The following is a 15765-nucleotide window of genomic DNA, read 5'->3' on the forward strand; positions in this document are numbered from 1 at the left end:
CGAGAAGTGTTGACCCGCGATCGAGCCGTCTTTGAACTAATTCGTTCACGTGAAGGAGCGGTGCGACTGATCTATTGAGTGTTCGGCCTGGTGTGAATACGGTCAAGCACGCTCGAGCGAAGCAGAGTTTCACTGTCAAGGCGTCATGCCGCAAGCAAAGGAGTGTAAGCCAAATGTCGAACGCGCCCCTTCCGACTTTGTCGATCGTCGGCGGCACTGGAGATCTCGGATCCGGCCTTGCCCGCAGCTGGAGTCGCGCCGGATATTCCGTCATTCTTGGATCGCGCTCGATTGAGCGCGCTCAGGATGCAGTCGCGCTCTTAAAATCCGACGGGTTCGCCAATGTGACTGGCGAGGCCAACGCTGCCGCCGCGGCGAAGAGCGATATTGTTGTCGTTGCGGTGCCATTCTCCAGTTATGAGACAAGCCTGGCCGAGATCAAGGACGCGGCCAAGGGCAAGATTGTTGTCACCGCGGTCGTGCCGCTCGTGCCGCCGAAGGTCTCTGTTGTTCAACTCCCGAGCGCCGGGTCGGCTGCGCTGATCGCCCAATCGCAGCTTGATCCGAGTTCGCGGGTGGTCGGAGCGTTTCACAATGTCGGCTCACAGAAGCTCCATGCCGGAGGAAAGGCGGACTGCGACGTTCTGGTGTTCAGCGATGATCCTGAGGCCCGCAAGGAGGTGATGTTGCTGGCGGATGCGGTGAGCAATCGCGGGATCGATGGCGGTGCGCTCGCGAACTCCGCTGCAGCCGAGGCCCTCACCTCCGTCCTGATCGCGATCAACCGCAAATACAAGGTGAAGGGTGCCGGCATCACGATTTCCGGCCTGACCTGAATGGAAAGCCACACGGGCGTTCGCAACGATGCTCACAGCCCTCGATCCTCTAGACCGCAAAATCCTAAGCGAACTCATTCGGGATGCCCGCATAAGCCAGCTGGCGTTGGCCGAACGGGTCGGCCTCTCGGCAACGTCTTGCGCAAGGCGCGTGCTGCAAATGGAGAAAGCCGGGATCATCAAAGGCTACTCGGCCGAGATCGATGCAAACTCGCTTGGCTTTCCCCTCACCGTGATCGTCCACATCACGCTTGACCGCCAAAGCGAGGGCGCGCTCAGGGCTTTCGAAGCCGAAATTCAGAAATGCCCCGACGTGATCGCCTGCCATTTGATGTCCGGTACGGACGATTATCGGCTTTCGGTACTGGCGCGCGACATGGAGGACTACGAACGCATTCATAAGCAGCACCTGTCACGCCTGCCGGGGGTGGCAAGACTGCAATCGAGTTTCGCAATGCGCACTGTCATAAAGCGGTCAATTTCTCCGGCGGCGCTTCATGGCTAGCCTCTCCGTTGCGAAGCGGAGTTCGGAATAAGGGCAAGAGATAGCACGGAAACGCGCGTCAGCACGCTTGAAGGATGCGAACGTCGAAGACTTATCCAGGAGGTGTGCCAGCTAGTCTGCTTAAGGGAGAAGCAGATAGGATACAGAACTGATTTCGGGTACGGCGCGTAGAGATCGTATTCGAGGAGAGATGCCCCGCGCCAGAAACAACAAGACGTGTCGGCAGCGGCGAAGGAGGAAAAAGTCGCGATGACGAGGAGCATCACATACAGCGCCCTTCCCGGGATCCCTCTGGTGGGGCCTGGCGACGATCTGGTTGGTGTCATCGCGGATGGCGCGAAGACCGGAGAGATCGCCGTGGCATCCGGCGATATTTTTGTCGTCGCACAAAAGATCGTGTCGAAGGCCGAAAACAGGTACGTCTATCTCGATGATGTGAGGCCTTCCGACCGCGCTGTGGAGCTTGCAAAAACGGTCGGCAAAGATCCCCGGCACATCGAGGTGGTACTCTCAGAATCCACCGAGGTCCTTCGCGCAAGACAGAATGTGATCATCGTTGTTCACCGCCTCGGCTTCGTGATGGCGAACGCCGGCATAGATGAATCCAATATCGAGCAGGATCGCGGCCATCGCGTGTTGTTGCTGCCTGAAGATCCGGATGACAGTTGCCGGCACCTCAAGCGCGGCCTCGATCGACAATTCGGGGTCGATGTCGGCGTCATCATAAACGATAGCTTCGGCCGTCCATGGCGCAACGGCGTCGTAGGTGTGGCGCTTGGAAGTGCTGGAATTCCTGCCCTTCAGAGCATGATCGGCAAGCCCGATCTGTTCGGCCGGCCCATGCAGGTAACAGAGATCGCGGTCGCGGATGAGCTGGCGGCCGCCGCCTCGCTCTTGATGGGACAGGCGGCCGAAGGCCAACCAGTAATCCATGTTCGTGGATTCTCCTCTCGTGCGCCTATCAATTCGGCGTCCGCGCTCGTGCGTGCGAAAGAACGGGATATGTTCAGATGAACGGGCGGTCACATTTGCCGGGAAAAGGGCGTGTTGTGGCGCTCTGCGGGGGCGTCGGAGGAGCAAAGCTCGCTGTTGGATTACAGCACGTTCTCGGAGAACGATTGACCGTGGTCATCAATGTGGCCGACGATTTCGAGCATCTCGGACTCCATATCTCGCCGGACCTCGATACAGTCCTTTATACGCTCGCCGGTCTCAGCGATCCCGAGCGCGGCTGGGGCCGATCCGATGAGACCTGGAACTTCATGGAGGCCTTGAAGCAGATCGGCGGCGAGACCTGGTTCTTGCTCGGGGATCGCGATATGGCGATGCATATCGAGCGGACCCGCCGCCGCTTAAGGGGAGAAAGTCTCACAGCGATTGCCAGCGACATTGCACGACGGCTCGGGATCGCTTCAGCTGTGCTGCCCGTCACCAATGACAGGCTTTCGACCATCCTCGACACCACGGAAGGCGAGCTCGAATTCCAGCGCTATTTCGTCGAGCGTCGCTGCGAACCGGTTGTCAAGCAGATCCGGTTCAGCGGGGCGCAAAACGCTCGCCTGAGCGAGGAGGTGCTTGCGTCATTCGATGCCGAGGATCTCCGCCTCATCATCCTATGTCCTTCCAATCCTTATCTCAGCATCGATCCAATCCTGGCTGTTCCAGGGATGGCTGAAAAACTGCGCGCGACCAGCGTTCCCGTTGTGGCCATTTCCCCGATTATCGGCGGTCAGGCAATCAAAGGACCGACGCGCAAGATCATGGACGAACTCGGCCTTGAGCCGTCAAATGCAGAGATTTCCAGGCATTATGCGGGGCTGCTCGATGGCCTGATCATAGATATTGCCGATGCGGCAGGGGCAGGCGACCTGGGGGTCGATGTACACCCGGCGCCTACGCTCATGACAGACATGCAGTCGAAGTTCATGCTCGCAGAGCATGCGCTTGCCTTCGGCGAAAACCTTCGCGCAACGCACGAGCGGCGGGGCAGGGCCCCTTCAAAGGGAGGCGCATCATGACGACACGTGATGCATGGGTAGTCATCCCGGCAAAATCGTTCTCGTGCGCGAAGCAGCGGCTCTCCCCATTGCTGACGGCATCCGAGCGCGCCCTGTTGGCCCGGTCTATGCTGTGCGATGTTCTGAGCGCGGCATGTGGCGTGATAAAACTAAATCATATCGCTGTGGTAACAAATGCTGAGGATGTCGCTCAAGAGGCGGCTCGTCTGGGGACTGTCGTGATTGGTGACGGCGGTGCGGACGGAACCAATGCGGCAGTGGCAGCCGGGCTCGCCGCGGTCGAAAATCGTGGGGACGAACTCATCCTTGTTCTGCCGAGCGATGTGCCGGCTATCTTGAGCGAGGACGTTTCGACGCTCCTCCAAGCCGCGCAAGGCAACGCCGTGATCGTGCCGGCGCCGCGCGATGGCGGCACCAACGCGGTTGCATTCACCGTAGCGCGAGCCTTGCAGCCGTGTTTCGGCCCCGATAGCTTCGCCCGCCACATCGCCGCAGCCGATAGGCTCGGCATTCAGCCTATCGTGTGCCGCAATGCAAGGATTGGGCTTGATCTCGATGCTCCCGCCGATGTCTTTGATTTTCTTGACCTGAACACGTCCACAGCCACCGATCGCTATTTGCGTTCGATTAATCTCGGCCAAAGGCGGCTGGGGATGGGAACGGACGGACGGGGCGCGCAAGCGTCGATGCGGCGGCCGAAGTGAGCTCGGGGTTGGTTGCCCAAAATGCAGAGAGCTCCGACGTTTTTCGCGGAGCGTGAGGAGTTCTGAGAATGGTGGATCGGATGCTTCTGGAATCCTTGAGGCGAAGTGACATTTCCGCTTCCGAGGCCATGTCTCTCGTCAGCGACGTGTCCCTTCCCGATCTCATGCGGATGGCGGCATCAAAGCGGGATGAGGCTCACGGCAGAAAGATCTCCTACTCGCGAAAAGTCTTCATTCCGCTGACCCAGTTATGCCGGGATGTCTGCCACTACTGCACATTCGCCCATCCGCCCCAAAAAGGGCAGCGTGCCTACCTCACCATCGATGAGGTGCTGGCGATCGCGCGTGCCGGTCGTGAGGCCGGCTGCAAGGAGGCGCTGTTTACGCTGGGCGACAAGCCTGAGCTGCGCTACCGCCAGGCCGAGCGAGAGCTGCACGAGATGGGCTTTGCATCGACGCTCGCCTACCTCCAGGAAGCCGCGCGCGTGGTTTTCTGCGAGACTGGCTTGTTGCCGCACCTCAATCCAGGCTTGATGGAGGCCGACGATATCGCAGCTTTGCGCAAGGTCTCCATCTCGCAAGGGATCATGCTCGAGAGCGCCTCGGCACGACTGTGCGAGCCCGGGGGGCCACATTTCGGCTCACCTGACAAGGAGCCTGGAAGTCGGTTGCGGACAATTGAACTGGCAGGCCAGCTCTCGGTCCCATTCACGAGCGGATTGCTCATCGGTATCGGCGAGACGCCGCTTGAGCGCATCTCCTCATTGCTTGCATTGCGCAATTTAGACGAAAGCTACGGGCACATTCAGGAAGTCATTATCCAGAACTTCAAGCCGAAGCCGGATACCCGCATGAGGGGCGCGGCGGCCCCAACAATGGAAGAGCATCTGTGGACCATTGCGCTCGCGCGATTGCTGTTCCGGCCCGACATGAACATCCAGGCTCCCCCCAATCTCAGCCCGGGCGTACTGGACAAGATTCTGGCCGCTGGCATCAATGACTGGGGCGGCGTATCCCCGGTTACACCGGACCATGTCAATCCGGAGGCGCCATGGCCGCATCTGGCACGTCTCTCCGAGGCCACCGTTCAATGCGGCAAGACGCTCGTCGAACGCCTCGCAGTTTATCCGCCCTATGCGCGTCAATATGCTCGCTGGACTGACATGTCGCTGCAGAAGAACCTGCTCGGTCTTGTCGACGGACATGGCTGGCCGCGCCGAGACGAATGGTGCCCTGGAGCGAGGTGCGAGCCGCCTGCCGGGGACCTCGCGATGCTGCGTGAAGATGCCAGCTCGCCCGCCGTCCTAACCGGCAGCTTTCGGAGAATCGTCGCAAAGGCTCATTCTGGGGCACGACTCGACGAGGCAGAGATCGTGTCGCTGTTCGAAGCCGAGGAGTGCGATTTCACGGCCGTGTGCCGCGCTGCTGACGAGCTGCGCCGCTCCGTCAATGGGGATTGCGTTAGTTATGTCGTCAACCGCAACATAAACTACACTAATATCTGCTACTTCAGGTGCCAGTTCTGCGCGTTCTCGAAAGGAAAGCTCGCCGAGAACTTGCGCGGGCGGCCGTACGATATTTCCATGGATGAGATCGGGCGGCGCGCGCGCGAAGCCTGGGAGCGTGGCGCGACCGAAGTCTGCATGCAGGGCGGCATCCATCCCGCCTACACCGGCGCAAAGTATCTTGAGATTTGTCGGACCGTAAAGCAGTTCACGCCCGAAATGCATATCCATGCTTTCTCGCCCTTGGAGGTGTTTCAGGGGGCCAAGACGCTCGGAGTTTCGGTCGATGAGTTTCTGCGCGAGTTGAAGGACGCCGGTCTTGGTACATTGCCCGGGACCGCCGCAGAAATCCTGGACGACGAGGTCCGCGCGATTCTGTGTCCCGACAAGATCAACACCGCGCAATGGCTGCAGGTCATGGCAGCGGCCCATAGAGCCGGATTGCGCAGCACCGCAACGATCATGTTCGGTCATGTCGACCGTTACGAGCATTGGGCAAAGCATCTGTTGCGCATCCGGGATCTTCAGACCGAGACCGGCGGCTTCACTGAATTTGTCCCATTGCCGTTCGTGCACATGGAGGCCCCGATCTACTTGAAAGGGCGCTCGCGCAAGGGGCCGACCTTCCGCGAAGTCGTTCTCATGCATGCGATCGGGCGGCTCGTCTTCCACACGAAAATCTCCAACATCCAAACCTCTTGGGTGAAACTCGGCGAACAAGGCATTCGCGCCTGCCTTGAGGCTGGTGTGAACGATCTCGGCGGCACGCTGATGGACGAAACGATCTCGCGTTCAGCCGGTGCTCAGCATGGCCACGAGATGGCTCCAAAACAAATGGAAGAGCTCATCCGGGCCATGGCACGCCTGCCGCGCCAACGTACGACGCTCTATGGCGAAGTTGCTGACGATCGTTATCTCGCGTCGCTGAACCCTCCGGCGCTCACTCCGATTGTTACGGGACTGGACGACCATCGCGAGGTGCGAAACATCCCTCGGTCCCGCGCGCTTGAAATGACGTAATGGGAGCGCGTCCCGCGCGAGCCTGAGACGATGCCGAAAGGCGTCGGCCGGGAATGCTTGACGCTGAATTTGATTTGTGATCACATATCGAGAACGGAGGGACCCTAAAGTGAGCCGCATTATCGCGCCAGCGCACGCTTTCGGCCGGGCATTGATCGCGCATCCAGCTTCGATCGGCCGGCGCTTCGCGCCATCTCTTCGTGTTGCTCTCAGCTCAAGCTTGTTGTGGGCGCGCAATGCGCTGTGCCGCAAGAGTCATTGGATCAACTATTCCGCGGCCTATGAGTTGGCTCAGCGTTGCAGGCCATCCAAGTGCATTCTTGGCGCCGTCCGCGTCAGTGGATCACGACGAGCAGCGGCAACGCCCTGCTTCAGCGCTCGAAATTTCGCGTTTCTGGCGCGCGCTCAGCTGAACCGCTCAGAACTGCTGTCCAGAGCGACTGCTAGTGGCCGAGGCGTAAGCACAAGAATCTGCCTTGGTCTTTGACCCGAAGGCCGATGAGGTCGCCAATCTGAGGGGGATTTTCCCGGCGGCCAATTTAACGATCACACCAATCAGGAGCATTCATGCCGACTTTAAATGAGGACCGAGCAGCCATTTTGAAAGTGCACCGCGACTGGTGGGTTGCCAATCACAAGTGGGATATCCCCTTGATGCGAACCTGCTTCCCGAGTGGCACCGCGTTCTTGAATTTCAACCTTAGCGGCGATCCGTACTTTGGGCGGGAGGAACTGACCGCTTTTTGGGAGTCGTTCAAGGACAGGCCGCGATCGAAGCCTGCGGTCATGCACATCTGGCGTCTGGATCTCCATGGCGACATGGCCTACCTGCTTTGCGAAGGCAATTTCGAGGAAGCCGACAAACCGGACCAGTACCTGCGCAGCACCGAAATTTACGTGCGCAACGACGGAGAGGGAAAGCCGGAGTGGAAGATCTGGCACTTCCACTGCTCGGAGATGGCGCCCAAAGACAAGATCCGGCAGCCGTTCGGCGATAGCTACGCCAGCCGCGGCGTGGGTTATCTGCCGCCAGGCTTCGGCAAGAGCTTCTCGGTTACGGACGACCAAAAGCTGTAATCAAAGCGAGCGCCCCGCCGGGCTGGCCGCGCCGCCTACATCCGGCGGACAGGCTGATCCCGCCGGGGCGAAGAACGTCCAAAGAAGATTTTCCAGCTGAACTTGCCGCCCGATGTGACCGCCGAGAAGCGGATGGACCGTAGTGCGCGAGCCTCACTGGAAAGGGAGAGCACACGCAATCGAGCGTCCCTTCGGCCGTTCGGAACGTCGTGACCGTGGAGGACTCATGAGGCGGCTCACTATCAAGCGACCGGTCGGTCCGATCGCCGTTTCTTACCATGGCGAGACCGACGCGAGCAGGCCGCCAATCCTGTTCGTGCATCCTATCAATCTCAAGGGCGCGGCGTGGGCCGAAATTGTTCCGGCATTCGCCGACCGATTTACGATTGTCCCCGACATGCGTGGATTCGGTGACTCGCCGCCGGCCGAACAGTACGACCTTGCGCGGTGGGCGCAGGACTGCATCGATGCCGTGGACCGGGCAGGCATCGATCGCTTCCACGCCATCGGCGGTTCGCTTGGTGGAGCAATTTCGGTCTATCTCGCCGCTGCAGAGCCCAAACGGGTCCTCTCGGTTGTTGCGGTAGGCAGTCAGCTCTACTCGCGAGATTCTGACAATGCAGCTGTTCTAGCCACCCTCGAGTATCACACCGTCACCGAAATGTTTGAGCTTATCTTGCCGAAATATGCGCTGGGTCCACACGCGTCTGCCGAAGTGGTGGCCAAGACCATTGCGCTGCGCAATCCAAACGGAAAGGACGACATCCGTCGCGTGTGGAGAGCCGCCTGCGCGGCCGATATCCGCGCCCATGTGGCCAGCGTCAATTGCCCTGTGACGGTTCTGACCGGGGAGTTCGACCTGACTTGCCCTCCCGCAGCCGGCGCAGAAATGGCAGCCTCGCTGCATGCTCCGCACGTTCTCCTGCCAGGTATCGGTCATTTGCCGATGCTGGAGGATCCGCTGGCTTTGATCGCGGCGATCAAGGCGCACCTCGAGCGTGTGGAGTCTTGATGATGACGTACTCGATTGTCGCCCGGGATTCGGTTACGGGTGAGTTGGGTGTTGCGAGCCAATCGCATTATTTCGCCCTCGGGCGCGTTGTGCCGTTTGCGCGAGCCGGCGTTGGTGTTGTTGCGACCCAATCGTTCGTTGATCCAGCTTACGGGCCGAACGGGCTGGATCTCATGGCCTCCGGCGTGTCGGCGCCGATGGCGCTCACGAGCCTGCTTGCGAAGGACGAGGACCGAGAGCTGCGCCAAGTCGCCTTTCTCGATGCCGCTGGCGGCAAAGCCATGTTCACTGGCGATCGCTGCGTTCCCCACCGCGCTCAGCTCGAGGCCAGCAACGTTGTGGTGCTGGGAAACATGCTGGCCAGCGACGCCGTGGTTCCCGCCATGCTGGCAGCTTACGAGGATACTGCCGGCCCACTTCTCGACCGCATGCTCGCGGCGATGGATGCAGCTGAAGCCGCTGGAGGTGACGCCCGCGGCCGGATGTCGGCCGCGCTCCTCGTTGTGTCCGCCGAAATCGCTCCAGCGCCCTGGGCTAACCGGCTCATCGATGTGCGAGTTGACGACCATCCGGAGCCGCTTGCCGAATTGCGCAGGCTCACCAAGCTCTCTCAGGCCCACACGATCTTCGGCGCATCTGTCTTCACACCCGGGCTGCTCTCGGGCGAGACGGCAGCGACAGGTCCGCAGCTTGCAGAGGCGCTGCGCATGCTCACGGACGCCCAGGGATTGATCGGCTTTGATCCAGAGCCAACCTTCTGGAAGGGCGTGCTGCTGATCCGCGCCGGCGAGATCGCTTCAGGGAGGAGACTCGTTGCCGCCATCGTTGCGGCGCGACCGCAGTATCGGGCCTTCGTGGATGGGCTCTACGCAGTCGGCATCCTTCAGCTGTCATCGAACGAACTCCTCGGTGCGTGAAAAGCTCAATCCTCTTGCCTCCTCTGCGAGGCATTCTGCCGCCGCCAGCCGGGCGGCAATTGCCTCAACGCGCGATTCGGGAATCCCCGCCGACGAAGCTTGACGGGTTTTTCATAATGTGATCACATATCTCATATAGGAGAGGGAACTTGGAATCGCGCAACCTCATTGCCCTGCTGCCGTTGCCGTCCCTCGTCCGGGACTCGATGGCGGATCAGGTTTACCGGCATTTGAGAGATGGTCTGATGGCCGGACGCTTTGCGCCGGGTCAGAAGTTGACAATCCGGGGCCTTGCCGAGGCGCTGGGCTCAAGCCCGACGTCGGTACGGGAGGCGCTCCGCCGCCTGCAAGCCGAGGGCGCCTTCGAATTCCGCGATTCGGCGCGACTGAGCGTTGGGAGCCTGTCCGAGGCGCAGCTGCGGGATGTGCGCGATGCGCGCGTGGCGCTCGAGGGGCTGCTGGCCGAGCGCGCGGCTTCGCGTATGACGCGTGTCGACGATGCCGAGGTGGCGCAACTCTACGGCCGGCTGCAGAGCGCCGCTGATGCAGTCAATGGACCCGCTTATCTCTGGACCAACTTCGCCTTTCATCGGCGGATCTACCAAATTGCACAGGCACCGGCGATTCTCGGCGCCGTCGAGCATTTTTGGCTGCTCATTGGTCCGTGCTTCGTGCTCGTTGCTCCCGACGCTGCCCACCTGCAGCGTTCTATGGACGCGCACCGCCAGATCCTCGATGCGCTGTTGAGCCGCGATGCGCCCGCCGCTCGTGCCGCTGTGACAGACGACATCATGCAGGCCGCCAATTGTCTGTCCCGCTTTCTCGACAATGCGGGCATTGGGCGCTCCGTGGCCGTTCCGAGACGCGGCCGGGGAGGTGCACCGGCATGAGCGTGCTGCAGCGTCTTGTGCCTCATCCCGAGCTGCGCGTCCTGATCTCGGCGGGCGCATCCGGCATTGGCGCCGCACTTGCGGGTGCCTTCGTTGAGGCTGGTGCGTATGTGCATATCTGCGACGTCAACGACGATGCGCTTGCAAGCTTCTGCAATCAACATCCGCAGGTCCTTGCCACAAAGGCCGACGTATCGGACCGCGGTGCGGTCGCGGCCGTCTTTCGCGCGCAGGCTGCGCGTTGGGGTGGGCTCGACGTGCTCATCAACAATGCAGGCATTGCCGGACCGACGGGCGGAATCGATGCCATTGCAGAGTTCGATTGGCAGCAAACGATCGATATCAATCTCAATGCACAGTACCGCTTCGCCCGTCATGCGGTCCCGATGCTTCGCCAATCTCGCTATGGACAAATCCTCTGCATGGCCTCCGTTGCCGGCCGCCTCGGTTATGCCTGGCGTACCCCGTACGCGGCAACGAAATGGGCTATTGTTGGGCTCGTCAAATCGCTTGCTGCCGAACTCGGTCCTGACGACATCCGCGTCAATGCGCTTTTGCCCGGTATCGTCGAGGGCCCGCGCATGGAGGGCGTAATCCGCGCGCGCGCCGAGCAGCTCCATACCAGCTACGAGGCGATGCGCCAGGAATACCTCAAGAAGATCTCGCTGCGTCGCATGGTGACGGCTGAGGACGTTGCGGCCATGGCCTTATTCCTCTGCTCGCCAGGTGCACGCAATGTGACTGGCCAGGCGATCAGCGTTGACGGGAATGTGGAATACCTGTGAAACGTGAGAATGGGGGGATGACTTTGCAGATCGAGATCGTGGCGGATCTGAAGACGACGCTTGGCGAAGGCCCGCTTTGGGACACCGAGCAGCAGCGTCTGTACTGGATAGACAGCATCGATGGTCGCGTTTTTCGTGCGACCGCAGATGGACGCGAGCTTCGCGCCTGGGATGTTGGAGCGAAAATCGGCTCGATGGCGCTTCGTCGCGACGGTACGCATGCGCTCGTCGCGCTGCAATCGGGCCTGCATGATCTCGATCTGGAGAGCGGGGAGCTGAAGCTGATCGCGGCCCCCGAGGCACATTTGCCGCGCAATCGATTGAATGACGGCAAAGTCGATCGCCGCGGGCGTTTCGTGTTCGGTTCCATGGATACGCTGGAGGATCAGGCCTCTGGCCGTCTCTACCGGCTCGATCCCGATCTCTCGCTGCACGTCCTGGACGAGAAGATCATCGTGTCCAATGGCCCGTGCTGGAGCCCGGACGACCAGACCTTCTATTTCGCCGACACCTGGACTGGAGAAATCTGGGCCTACGACTATGACATCGAGACCGGCGCTGCGACCAAGCGGCGCCGTTTCGCGCCAGTAGATCGCTCAAACGGCGGTGCTGCCGATGGCGCTACGGTCGATGCAGAAGGATTTCTTTGGCAAGCGCTTGTTTATGATGGAAAGCTCGTACGCTACGCGCCCGACGGCAGCGTTGAGCGCGTTATTCAGATGCCGGTGCGCAAGGTCACGAGCGTGATGTTCGGTGGTCCCAACCTCGACATTCTCTATGTGACCTCCATGGCGAAGCCGCCCTTGCCGCGATTTCCCGATGACGGACAGCAGCGCGGGGCCCTATTTGCAATCAAGGGGCTCGGCGTCCGGGGCATACCGGAGCCGCGGTTCGCCAGCTGACCTCGCGAAAAGCTGCCTCGTCATCAATTGGCAGGCGAGGAGATCCATCGTGCGCAAGCGCGATGGGCACTCCTGATCCGGCTGTCCTGCCATAAAAGCCGAAAATTCCGCGGCCGCCGCCGCTTACCCACTACCGATTAGCTCTTGAGGTTTCACATGGCCAGGCCTGGCAAGGTCATTCTCACTTGCGCCTTAACCGGCGCGATCCACACGCCCTCAATGTCCGCGCACCTGCCGGTGACACCGGAGGAGATCATCGAAGAGGGCGTGCGGGCTGCGGAAGCGGGAGCTGCGATTCTGCATGTGCATGCACGCAACCCGAAAACTGGTCAGCCGGACCAATCGGTCGAAGGATTTGCGAAGATTCTCCCGGAGTTGAGCCGCAGATCGGGGGCCGTGATCAACATCACGACCGGCGGCAGCCCATTCATGACGGTCGCCGAACGCGTGGAGCCCGCCCGGCATTTCCGGCCTGAGCTGGCCTCGCTCAACATGGGCTCCTTCAATTTCGGCCTGTTTCCGATGCTCGAGCGTTATCACGAGTTCACCCATCAGTGGGAACGCGAGCACCTGGAGTCTTCACGCGACCTCGTTTTCCGTAACACCTTTGCCGAGATCGAGCAGGTCCTCGCATTGTGCGCGCCCAGTGGCACGCGATTTGAATTCGAATGCTACGATGTCGGCCACCTCTATAATCTTAAGCACTTTGTCGACCGCGGAGTGGTGCGGCCGCCGTTCTTCATCCAGTCCGTCTTCGGTTTGCTCGGCGGGATCGGGGCGCATCATGAGGACATCGTCACCATGCGCCGCACGGCCGAGCGGCTGTTCGGCGACGACTATGTCTGGTCGGTACTCGGCGCGGGCGCCGCGCAGATGCGCATAGGCGCCATGGCTGCGGCAATGGGCGGCAATATCCGCGTGGGACTCGAGGACAGCCTTTGGGCGGGGCCTGGCAAGCTCGCCACCTCCAGCGCCGAGCAAGTGAGGCTAGCCCGCTCGATCCTGAAAGGACTCGGATTAGAGGCAGCAACCCCGGACGAGGCTCGTGTCATGCTGAAGTTGAAAGGGACGAGCGATGTCGGCTTCTGAGTGCGATCTTGTGGCGACCTTTTGCGAATGAGACCGGCGCCAGCTCAGCAAGGCAGCCAAGGGCCACCGATCAGCGTTCGGGGCGAAGACAGGAGAACTCGGTGAGCTGTGAATAGCGTCTGGCTCTCTGCCGTGAGCGCGTGCGTTGTCGTCGCCTAGACTCCGCTGGGCATAGGCGAACACGAAATGGTCACACGTTCCGCAGGACGAGCCGATGGCGGTTCAATGTGACCAGCCGGCCTAATCGTCGCGTTTTCGGGTTCGAGCATGAGTTCAAATAGCATTGCATGCGCGCGCCGCACCATACGACATATCGCCACGTGTCAATTCGGCGCTTGGACGAAAAAAAGGTGATCGACCGCAAAGAACAGAGGCGTTCTACGCGGCTTAATAGGGAGGGCAGGATGATGCGAGAACAGGCGAAAAATGTCCACCGCTCGCCCAGATATGACGCTGACGGCTGGACCCACTGGCCGGATCATGAGGTCGAGAGCACCCAGCTGAGACGCCTGCTGGGAGATGCTCAAGAGGGCGCAAGCTTCGTGTCCGAGTGCCTCATGATTGCCGGCAAGATCGTTGTCGGCGACGACGAGAGCTGGCTCGAGGAGTGGCGTGCCCTGGCCGACCGGATCGCAAGGCGCGCGCGCCTCTCAAGCGCAGAAGGCCACTTTACGACGGCAAGGAACGAATGGCTGCGCGCCTTGAACTATTATCGCACAGCTTCCGCCTTTCTTGTTCGCAGCGATCCGAGAATTCCCGAACTGTCTCGCATTGCCAACTCATGTGCCGAGGCCTTCCTGGAAGTGCTGTCTCCGCGTGGAGAGGTGCTCGAGATCCGCTTCGGTACCAATTTGCTCCAAGGCTATCTCATTCGTTCATCGGCCGCGCCGCGCAAATCCCCGGTGGTCGTGGCCATCGGCGAGGAAAGAGATACCAAAGAAGACCTATTGGTGAGATTTCAGTCTCATGCCATTGCAAACGGCCTGTCATTGCTCGTTACCGACCTGCCGCGAGAGATCGAGCGCTTCCAGGATCGACCGGTCCACCATTATCAATGCGTGGCTCTACGTCGCTGGTTGGATTATCTACTCAGCCGCGATGACGTCGATCAGAGGCGAATCGCCTTGATAGGCGATGGTCTTGGAGGGGCCCTTGCCACACGCGTGGCGGCAACCGAAACGAGGTGGGCTGCTGCCGTTTGCGACGGCGGATTTTGGGATGATCTCGAGCACAGATATGTCACCGCCAGCCTCTTCGGTCCAGATATAAAACTATCCCCGTTCTGTAAGCTTGCCCGTCAGATCAAATGTCCATCCTTGGTCGTTGTGGGAGAGCACGACTATGTCAGCCTGGAGGATATCACTGCCTTGCATGAGCACTGCCGCGCCGCCGGCGTACCCATGGATCTCAAGATCTTCAATGGCGAGGAGACCGGTTCATCGCACCGGCAACTCGACAATCCGAGCATTGGGCGGCAGTTTATCTTCGATTGGCTCAGAGACAAACTGCGCATCGACCGAAACGACCAGGCGCCTAGCATTCCAACGCGAAAGAATTGCGTAAAGAACGCTCGGCCGCTGGCGCTCAATGATACCCGCACGGCGTCGAGGGCCTAGGGCGCGAATTCAATTGGGATCAATCGCTCTCGCGCTCGGCGTCCGGTGCGCACAATCTGCTCATAAATCCTTCGGAGCCGACTGGCTCCTGTAATATAGCCACTCACACGTCCGGCTTGCTTGCATCCAGCTCGAGCTGAAGGGCCACTTTCTCCATTCTGCGCTTGATGGTCGAAAGCACTTCTCTGAAATCTTGCAGCCTTTCGTGCCCAAGATCTGCAAAAATCGTCTCATCCAGTTTTCTGCGCTTGGCTGCAAGGCTCGTAATTGCCTTACGAGCCTTTTCGGTCAGCGACATCAAAACGACCCTGCCATCCGCCGGAGAGGCAGTGCGAGATACGAAGCCCCCCTTTTCCAGCATTTTGGTCTCTGCGGTCACGAACGGGGAGCGGACGTTGATCTTCGCCGAAACATCTCCGACGGACACGCCTGCACCCTGATCCAGATCGGCAATCGCCATTAGGATCAGCCATTGGGGGCCGCTGACGCCAAGTGCCTTTGCCCAGGTCCGCCGAATGTCCTCCAGATGCACATTGATGGCCGCAATGTCCCAACCGACTTCTCCTATGATTCGGTCCGACGGAGCGGTTTGTTTGCTTGTCCTGTGACCTTTCGCGCTCAGCGAGGGCTGCTGCCGGGTCGTATCTCGGGACATGATCCGAGACCTCCTCTTCATTATTTCGCCAACTTACCTAACCCGGTTTGCAACACGCAGCAACAATGCGGGTGCGGTGGTGTGTTGCTCGAATACCACGACTCTTTCCCGAATCGACACTTCGCTAACTTATATCAGTTGCATATATAAGTAGCTTATATAATGTCCATCCCGTGACGGAGCGGCCCCTCGGTCGCACGTCAAGCAAATCGATCCATTCGCGCGTGGCGAAGA

General features: G+C 60.2%; 15 protein-coding genes. 14 read left to right on the forward strand and 1 reads right to left on the reverse strand.

Annotated elements, in window-relative coordinates; translation table 11 throughout:
• The first annotated feature begins 173 nt into the window (after positions 1-173).
• The 14 genes from npdG (at position 174) to I6F33_RS26100 (ending at position 14876) form a co-directional block, all read left to right on the forward strand.
• Positions 174-836: an NADPH-dependent F420 reductase gene (gene npdG, locus I6F33_RS26035; protein WP_225131330.1), complete on the forward strand. Its 663-nt coding sequence runs from the start codon at positions 174-176 to the stop codon at positions 834-836.
• Positions 837-864: 28 nt separating this feature from the next.
• A complete protein-coding gene (locus tag I6F33_RS26040; protein ID WP_225131321.1) occupies positions 865-1341 on the forward strand; it encodes an Lrp/AsnC family transcriptional regulator in 477 nt (158 codons plus the stop codon).
• Between the two features lie 249 nt (positions 1342-1590).
• Positions 1591-2355 carry a coenzyme F420-0:L-glutamate ligase gene (gene cofE, locus I6F33_RS26045; protein ID WP_225131318.1) on the forward strand — a complete coding sequence of 255 codons (765 nt, stop codon included), beginning with the start codon at positions 1591-1593 and terminating at the stop codon, positions 2353-2355.
• Complete coding sequence (cofD, locus tag I6F33_RS26050) at positions 2352-3359, forward strand: 2-phospho-L-lactate transferase (protein ID WP_225140371.1); 1008 nt, start codon at positions 2352-2354, stop codon at positions 3357-3359. The genes cofE and cofD overlap by 4 nt, the downstream gene beginning before the upstream one ends.
• A complete protein-coding gene (gene cofC, locus I6F33_RS26055) occupies positions 3356-4063 on the forward strand; it encodes a 2-phospho-L-lactate guanylyltransferase (RefSeq protein WP_225131314.1) in 708 nt (235 codons plus the stop codon). Before cofD ends, cofC begins: the two co-directional genes overlap by 4 nt.
• 68 nt (positions 4064-4131) lie before the next feature.
• A complete protein-coding gene (cofH, locus tag I6F33_RS26060; protein WP_225131312.1) occupies positions 4132-6588 on the forward strand; it encodes a 5-amino-6-(D-ribitylamino)uracil--L-tyrosine 4-hydroxyphenyl transferase CofH in 2457 nt (818 codons plus the stop codon).
• 567 nt (positions 6589-7155) lie between these two features.
• On the forward strand, positions 7156-7665 hold the full coding sequence (locus I6F33_RS26065; RefSeq protein ID WP_225131310.1) for a nuclear transport factor 2 family protein: 510 nt from the start codon (positions 7156-7158) through the stop codon (positions 7663-7665).
• A 226-nt stretch (positions 7666-7891) separates the two neighbouring features.
• Positions 7892-8677: an alpha/beta fold hydrolase gene (locus I6F33_RS26070; protein WP_225131308.1), complete on the forward strand. Its 786-nt coding sequence runs from the start codon at positions 7892-7894 to the stop codon at positions 8675-8677.
• Entirely contained in the window at positions 8677-9594 is a 918-nt protein-coding gene (locus I6F33_RS26075; protein WP_225144540.1) for a DUF1028 domain-containing protein, read from the forward strand. Before I6F33_RS26070 ends, I6F33_RS26075 begins: the two co-directional genes overlap by 1 nt.
• 149 nt (positions 9595-9743) lie before the next feature.
• Complete coding sequence (locus I6F33_RS26080; RefSeq protein WP_225131304.1) at positions 9744-10484, forward strand: GntR family transcriptional regulator; 741 nt, start codon at positions 9744-9746, stop codon at positions 10482-10484.
• Entirely contained in the window at positions 10481-11269 is a 789-nt protein-coding gene (locus tag I6F33_RS26085; protein WP_225131302.1) for an SDR family oxidoreductase, read from the forward strand. The genes I6F33_RS26080 and I6F33_RS26085 overlap by 4 nt, the downstream gene beginning before the upstream one ends.
• 23 nt (positions 11270-11292) lie before the next feature.
• The gene (locus I6F33_RS26090; RefSeq protein WP_225140369.1) at positions 11293-12171 is read left to right on the forward strand and encodes an SMP-30/gluconolactonase/LRE family protein; all 879 of its coding nucleotides are present in this window, start codon (positions 11293-11295) and stop codon (positions 12169-12171) included.
• Between the two features lie 156 nt (positions 12172-12327).
• The gene (locus I6F33_RS26095) at positions 12328-13260 is read left to right on the forward strand and encodes a 3-keto-5-aminohexanoate cleavage protein (RefSeq protein WP_225131299.1); all 933 of its coding nucleotides are present in this window, start codon (positions 12328-12330) and stop codon (positions 13258-13260) included.
• Between the two features lie 404 nt (positions 13261-13664).
• Positions 13665-14876 carry a S9 family peptidase gene (locus I6F33_RS26100; RefSeq protein ID WP_225144541.1) on the forward strand — a complete coding sequence of 404 codons (1212 nt, stop codon included), beginning with the start codon at positions 13665-13667 and terminating at the stop codon, positions 14874-14876.
• A 103-nt stretch (positions 14877-14979) separates the two neighbouring features.
• On the opposite strand, the gene I6F33_RS26105 is transcribed toward I6F33_RS26100, so the two are convergent.
• The gene (locus I6F33_RS26105; RefSeq protein WP_225131295.1) at positions 14980-15531 is read right to left on the reverse strand and encodes a MarR family winged helix-turn-helix transcriptional regulator; all 552 of its coding nucleotides are present in this window, start codon (positions 15529-15531) and stop codon (positions 14980-14982) included.
• Positions 15532-15765 lie beyond the last annotated feature (234 nt).

The sequence above is a fragment of the Bradyrhizobium sp. BRP20 genome, assembly GCF_020194215.1.
In the GTDB taxonomy this organism is placed as follows: Bacteria; Pseudomonadota; Alphaproteobacteria; order Rhizobiales; family Xanthobacteraceae; genus Bradyrhizobium; species Bradyrhizobium yuanmingense.